4 protein-coding genes are annotated in these 5,090 nt (G+C 66.5%); 3 read left to right on the forward strand and 1 reads right to left on the reverse strand.

Annotated features, from left to right (window positions below; translation table 11 throughout):
• A partial coding sequence (locus ACXJKR_RS23870; RefSeq protein WP_457324927.1) for a response regulator occupies positions 1-1,952 on the reverse strand: 1,952 nt, incomplete at its 3' end.
• A 305-nt stretch (positions 1,953-2,257) separates the two neighbouring features.
• Between ACXJKR_RS23870 and ACXJKR_RS23875 the strand changes: the two genes are divergently transcribed.
• From ACXJKR_RS23875 to ACXJKR_RS23885, 3 genes are all read left to right on the forward strand, one after another.
• A complete protein-coding gene (locus ACXJKR_RS23875; RefSeq protein ID WP_457324928.1) occupies positions 2,258-3,169 on the forward strand; it encodes a DUF6929 family protein in 912 nt (303 codons plus the stop codon).
• Between the two features lie 33 nt (positions 3,170-3,202).
• Positions 3,203-4,447, forward strand: coding sequence for a M28 family metallopeptidase (locus tag ACXJKR_RS23880; protein ID WP_457324929.1), 1,245 nt, complete (start codon positions 3,203-3,205; stop codon positions 4,445-4,447).
• A gap of 310 nt (positions 4,448-4,757) precedes the next feature.
• Positions 4,758-5,090, forward strand: a 333-nt coding sequence (locus tag ACXJKR_RS23885; protein WP_457324930.1) for a thiamine pyrophosphate-binding protein, incomplete at its 3' end; no start/stop codon positions are given.

Genomic DNA, 5,090 nt, shown 5'->3' on the forward strand with positions numbered 1-5,090 from the left:
GCGTTTGATGATGCGTGGTTGATGGTGTCTTCACCGGGGTCGGGCGCACCGGGCAGCGAGATGGTGAAGCAGCTTCCCTGACCCGGCTCGCTCTCGACGCGCAACTGACCGTTCATCGCCTCCACGAACTGACGCGTGATCATCAGCCCAAGGCCTGCGCCGGGCGTCGAGCCCAGCTGTCTGCCGAGGCGGTTGAAGGGTTCGAACAGGTGCTGGCGCTGCAACGCGTCCATGCCGAAGCCGTTGTCGCTCACGGCAATCGCGACTGCTTGCGAGTCGCCGGTCACCGCTATCCTTGCCCAACCGCCGGGCCGGTTGTACTTGATGGCATTCGTCAGCAGGTTCAACAGACACTGGTGCAGCCGTCCGACGTCGGCGGCGCAGCGGGCGGGTGCCGACGGGAGCGGGCATGTCAGCGTCACGCCGGCCCGCTGCGCCAGCGCCGAGACCGCCTCTGCGGCGTCTTGCGCGCACCGGGCGGCGTTCACTGGGCGCAACTCGACCGTCAGCTTGCCGGTCTCCAAGCGGCCGAGGTCCATCACGTCGCGCATCAGGACTTCCAAGTGCTTGCCGCTGGCCAGGATCTGCGTCAGGCGCTGGGCCTGGACCGCAGACATCGGGTGCTTCTCATCGGCCGCCATCAGCTGGGCGAAACCGAGCATGCCATTCAAGGGGTTGCCCATCTCGTGGGCGATGTAGGACAGCATCAGCGTCTTGGTGCGGCTGGCCGTTTCGGCTTCGATGCGCGAGCGTGATTCGGCCTCGAGCCGATCACGGTCGCTGATGTCGCGCAGCATCACGGTGGTCAGGCGGTCCGGACCTTCGCCAACCCGCGACACCGACATCTCGGTCGGGAAGCATTCACCGCTCGCACGCGTGACCGTGGTGCGGACCGGGGCGTTCTGAGCTTGGTTGTCAATCAACGCAGCCTCGCCCAACAGCGCTTGCATCGGCGACCCGATGGCCTGCTGGTGCTCGACGGCGAACATGCGGCAAGCCGCAGCGTTGATCAACACCACCTTGTCGTCGGCATTGCAGGTGACGATGGCGTCCGATGCGGCGCCGACGATGTCTGCGACGCGCGCATCACCCACGCGCTGCAGGTGTTCGCGCACCGACTCCAGCTCGGCATCGGTGCGTCGCTTCAGGTCGAGCAGGTTGCGCACGCGTGCCTGCAGAACAGCCCGGGTGTAGGGCTTGGCGATGAAATCTGCCGCACCGAGATCGAGCGCACGCATCTCGCTGCGCGGATMGGAGAACCGGGTGATGAAAGCGATCGGCACGTGCCTGAAGGCGGCTTCCGCCTTGAGCGTCCTGCACACGTCGAATCCGTCGATACCCGGCATGTGCGCGTCGAGCAGGATCAGGTCCGGCAGCAGGCGACGCGCGAGGTCCAAGGCTTCCTCGCCGTTCTTGGCAAAGTAAAAATCGCCCATTGCGGCCAGCGTCTTGCGCAGCACGTAGATCGATGCAACGTCATCGTCAACGACCAGCAGTCGCGGAGTCTGCGTGCCTGGCGGCGGCGGCGCGGCACCCGATGCGAGGCTGTCGCGTTGCAGATCCTCGATCAGCAGTTTGGTGCGCAGGTGCGCACGCACGCGGGCTGTCAACTGGACCGCGATCAGCGGCTTGGTGACGAAATCGGACCCGCCCTTGCGGAAGGCCGTGACTTGCAGCAGGGTCGTGGGGTCGTGGCTGGTCGCGAAGATGACAGGGACATCAGCCAAGACCGGGTCGGCCTTCAGCGCCTCACACACGTCGAGCCCGGTCATGCCAGGCATGTCGACATCCAGCACGATGAGATCCGGGGTCAGCTCACGTGCCAGCCGCAGTGCGGCTTGGCCCGATGTGGCGAAGCGCTGATCGGGGTACTCCGACAACATCCGCGCCATGACCTGGATCGCGGACGGGTCGTCGTCGACCAAAAGCAATCGAACCTCACGCGGTGCCATCAGAGCCTTTCAGGTTCGTGTGCGGTTCGCCGCTCAGTATGGGGTTTAGCGATCGATCCGATCACCTGAACTGCCGACCATTCATCGGCTGGTGCTAGAGATTTCGTGACGAAATGTGCACATCGAGCCCTTCATCTGGAGCACAGGACTGGTGTCGGGACGCGTGTGGAGGTAGGCGGTGGACGTCATCGAGCTGATGCACACCCTTCCAAACGCGCCCCAGCTGGCGTCCCCACCTCAGCCTGGCGTCGATGCTGCTCTCCGGGCACGACTAGCATCGCCGGCACGCTTGCCGGAGTTTTGCCATGCTGGAGGTCCGAGTCATCCGAACACTGTCCGTCGAGACGGACGCCGCTCTGGGCCACCTCAGCGCAGCCAGCGGGTTGGTTCAGGTGGGGCAGCGGCTGTTTGTCGTTGCCGATGACGAGCACACGCTGGCCGTCTTTGGCTTGTCGGGCGACCGCCCCGGCCGGCTGCACAGGCTCTTCGACGGCGAACTGCCTGACAAGCCCAAGGCCCGCAAGGCCGCCAAGCCCGACCTGGAGGCGCTGGCCCGCTTGCCGCCCTGGGCGGGCTGCCCGCAAGGTGCGCTGCTGGCCTTGGGTTCCGGGTCCCGGCCCCAACGCCAACGCGCGGCGCTGCTGGCGTGCAACGCGGCGGGTGAGCTCCATGGCGCTGTCCGTGAGATCGATCTCTCGCCCTTGTACGCACCGCTGCACGCGCGGCACGAGGGCCTGAACATCGAGGGCGCCTTTGTCGCGGCAGGCCGCTTCTGCCTGCTGCAGCGGGGCAACCAGGCCATCCCGGTCAACGTGCTGATCAGTTACGACTGGCCGGCGATCCAGGCCTGGCTGGACGGCGCTGGGCAGGCGCCCGAGCGGGTGTCGAGCACGCCGTACGAACTGGGTGACATCGACGGCGTGCCGCTGTGCTTCACCGATGGCGCGGCGCTGCCAGGTGGGGGCTGGGTGTTCTGCGCGGCGGCGGAGGCCACGGATGACAGCTATCTGGACGGCCCGTGCCGAGGGTCGGCCGTCGGGGTCGTGGCGGCGGATGGGCGCTTGGTCGGCATGTGGCCGCTGTCCTTGCGCTGCAAGGCCGAGGGCATCGCCGTGACCGTCGGGAAGGGCGCCCTGCAACTGTTGCTCGTGACCGACCCGGATGACCGCGCCACGCCGGCCTTGCTGCTGTCGGCGAGCCTGGGGCTGCCGGCCTAGGATGCGTGCCTGCCCGACTCAACTTCGCCAGCCATGTCCTTCAAGACCGCCACCGTCGCCGCCGCACTGATCGCTGCCACCGGCCTGGCCCAGGCGCAAGCCGCCGATGCGGCCGATCCCATCGCCACCCTGGTCAAGCACCTGGAGCTCGAGAAGTACAAGGCCACCATCAAGGGTCTGACCCAGTTCGGTGACCGTCGCCAGGGCACCGCGCGCAACCGGGCGGCGCTGGACTGGATCGAGGCGCAGCTCAAGAGTTACGGCTGCACCAACACCGAGCGCCTGCAATACCAGTTCACCGAACCTGCCAAGCGCACACCGGCCGCGCCGCGCGGCCCGCTGGCCGGTGGCCCGGCGGGGCAGGGCGGCAGCACGCTGTTCGGCAAGCGAGCGCCCATCGGCGTGAATACCGACCCGCTGGCCCAACCCGACGAGCGCCTGCGCAAGCTCAATGCCGAGCCGACGCCCGAGGGCACTTCGCTGCGCGAAAACGTCTACTGCACCAAGATCGGCACCACGCGGCCGGACGAGATGTACATCGTTGGCGCGCACATGGACGGCATCGGCTGGGGCGAAGCGGCCAACGACAACGGCTCAGGCACGGCGCTGGTCATGGAGCTGGCGCGCATCCTCAGCCTGCCCGGCGTGACGACGGATCGTTCCATCCGCTTCGTGCTGTGGAACAACGAGGAGACGGGCCTGAACGGCGCCTATGCCTATGTCGAGCAGCGCAAGGGCTTGCAGGGCATCGAGTCGCCCAAGGGCTCAGGGCTTTACCCGGAGCCGAAGTGGCTGGGCATGATCCAGCACGACATGATGATGTTCGACCACGGCATGCCCGTGCCCAAGCTGGACGCGGCGGGCAAGCCGGTGCTGGATGCCAAAGGCCAGCCGGTCTACGCGCCGCCGAAGGAGCAGCGTGCTGAGGCCGACGTGAACATCGAGTATCAGTCCACGTCCAAGCATGCGGACGGCGCGGCCAAGCTGGCCTGGCACTTCCGCGCTGCGAACGACAAGTACGCGACGAACTACCCGGCGGCCGTGGGCTTTCACATGACCAACACCGACTCCACACCCTTCATGGACGAGGTGCCGGCCATCTCGCTGCGCGAGAACGAGCGCGGCCAGCAGATCGGCGCAGGCTGGAACCCGCATTGGCATCAGCCGACCGACCTGTTCGTGAACTACTCGGACAAGGATTTCCTGCTCGGCCTCAACGCGGCGCAGACAACACTCGCAGCTGTCGCGCAACTTACAGGAGTGAAGGTCAAGCCCTGACCCTGTGATGTCCTGCCGCCCGCATTCGCGGGGATGTAGTTTTGTTGCATATGGATACAGTTGCGGTCATTGYGCGGTTGCGGAAACGTATTCACGTGCTGGCATAGATGTCGCAGGGCCAGGTGTAGTCAGCACCGGCGCCCCAAGCGCACGTAGGGAGGAGCGAGGTTGTCCGAATGGTTTCGGGCGACCGTTCTGGGTTCATCGATGGTGGACTCATCCTTCCCGATGTCGTGCCGACAAGCAGGTGCATGGCGCTCTTCGCAGCGCCATGCGGCCTTCCGGTGCGGTGTCTATCGACTGCTGCAACGTGGAATCAAATACTGCTCTCGCCCCGTTCTATACCGAGGCGTCCCATCCGGCGTCGGATGGGGCGCGCGAACCTGCCGTGCGCGACGCCGCCGATTTGCTGGTCGATGCATTGGCCGCGCTGGGCGTCGAATATGTGTTCGGCGTCCCGGGCGGCGCCATCGAACCGCTCTACAACGCCCTGGCGCGCAGCGCTCGCCGCGGTGGCCCACAGGCCGTCGTGGCCCGCAACGAACAAGGTGCGGCTTACATGGCCGACGGCTATGCCCGCGAGACCGGCCGCATCGGCGTCTGCATCGCCACCTCGGGGCCGGGTGCCACCAACCTCATCACC

Source organism: Roseateles sp. P5_E11, from assembly GCF_054049355.1.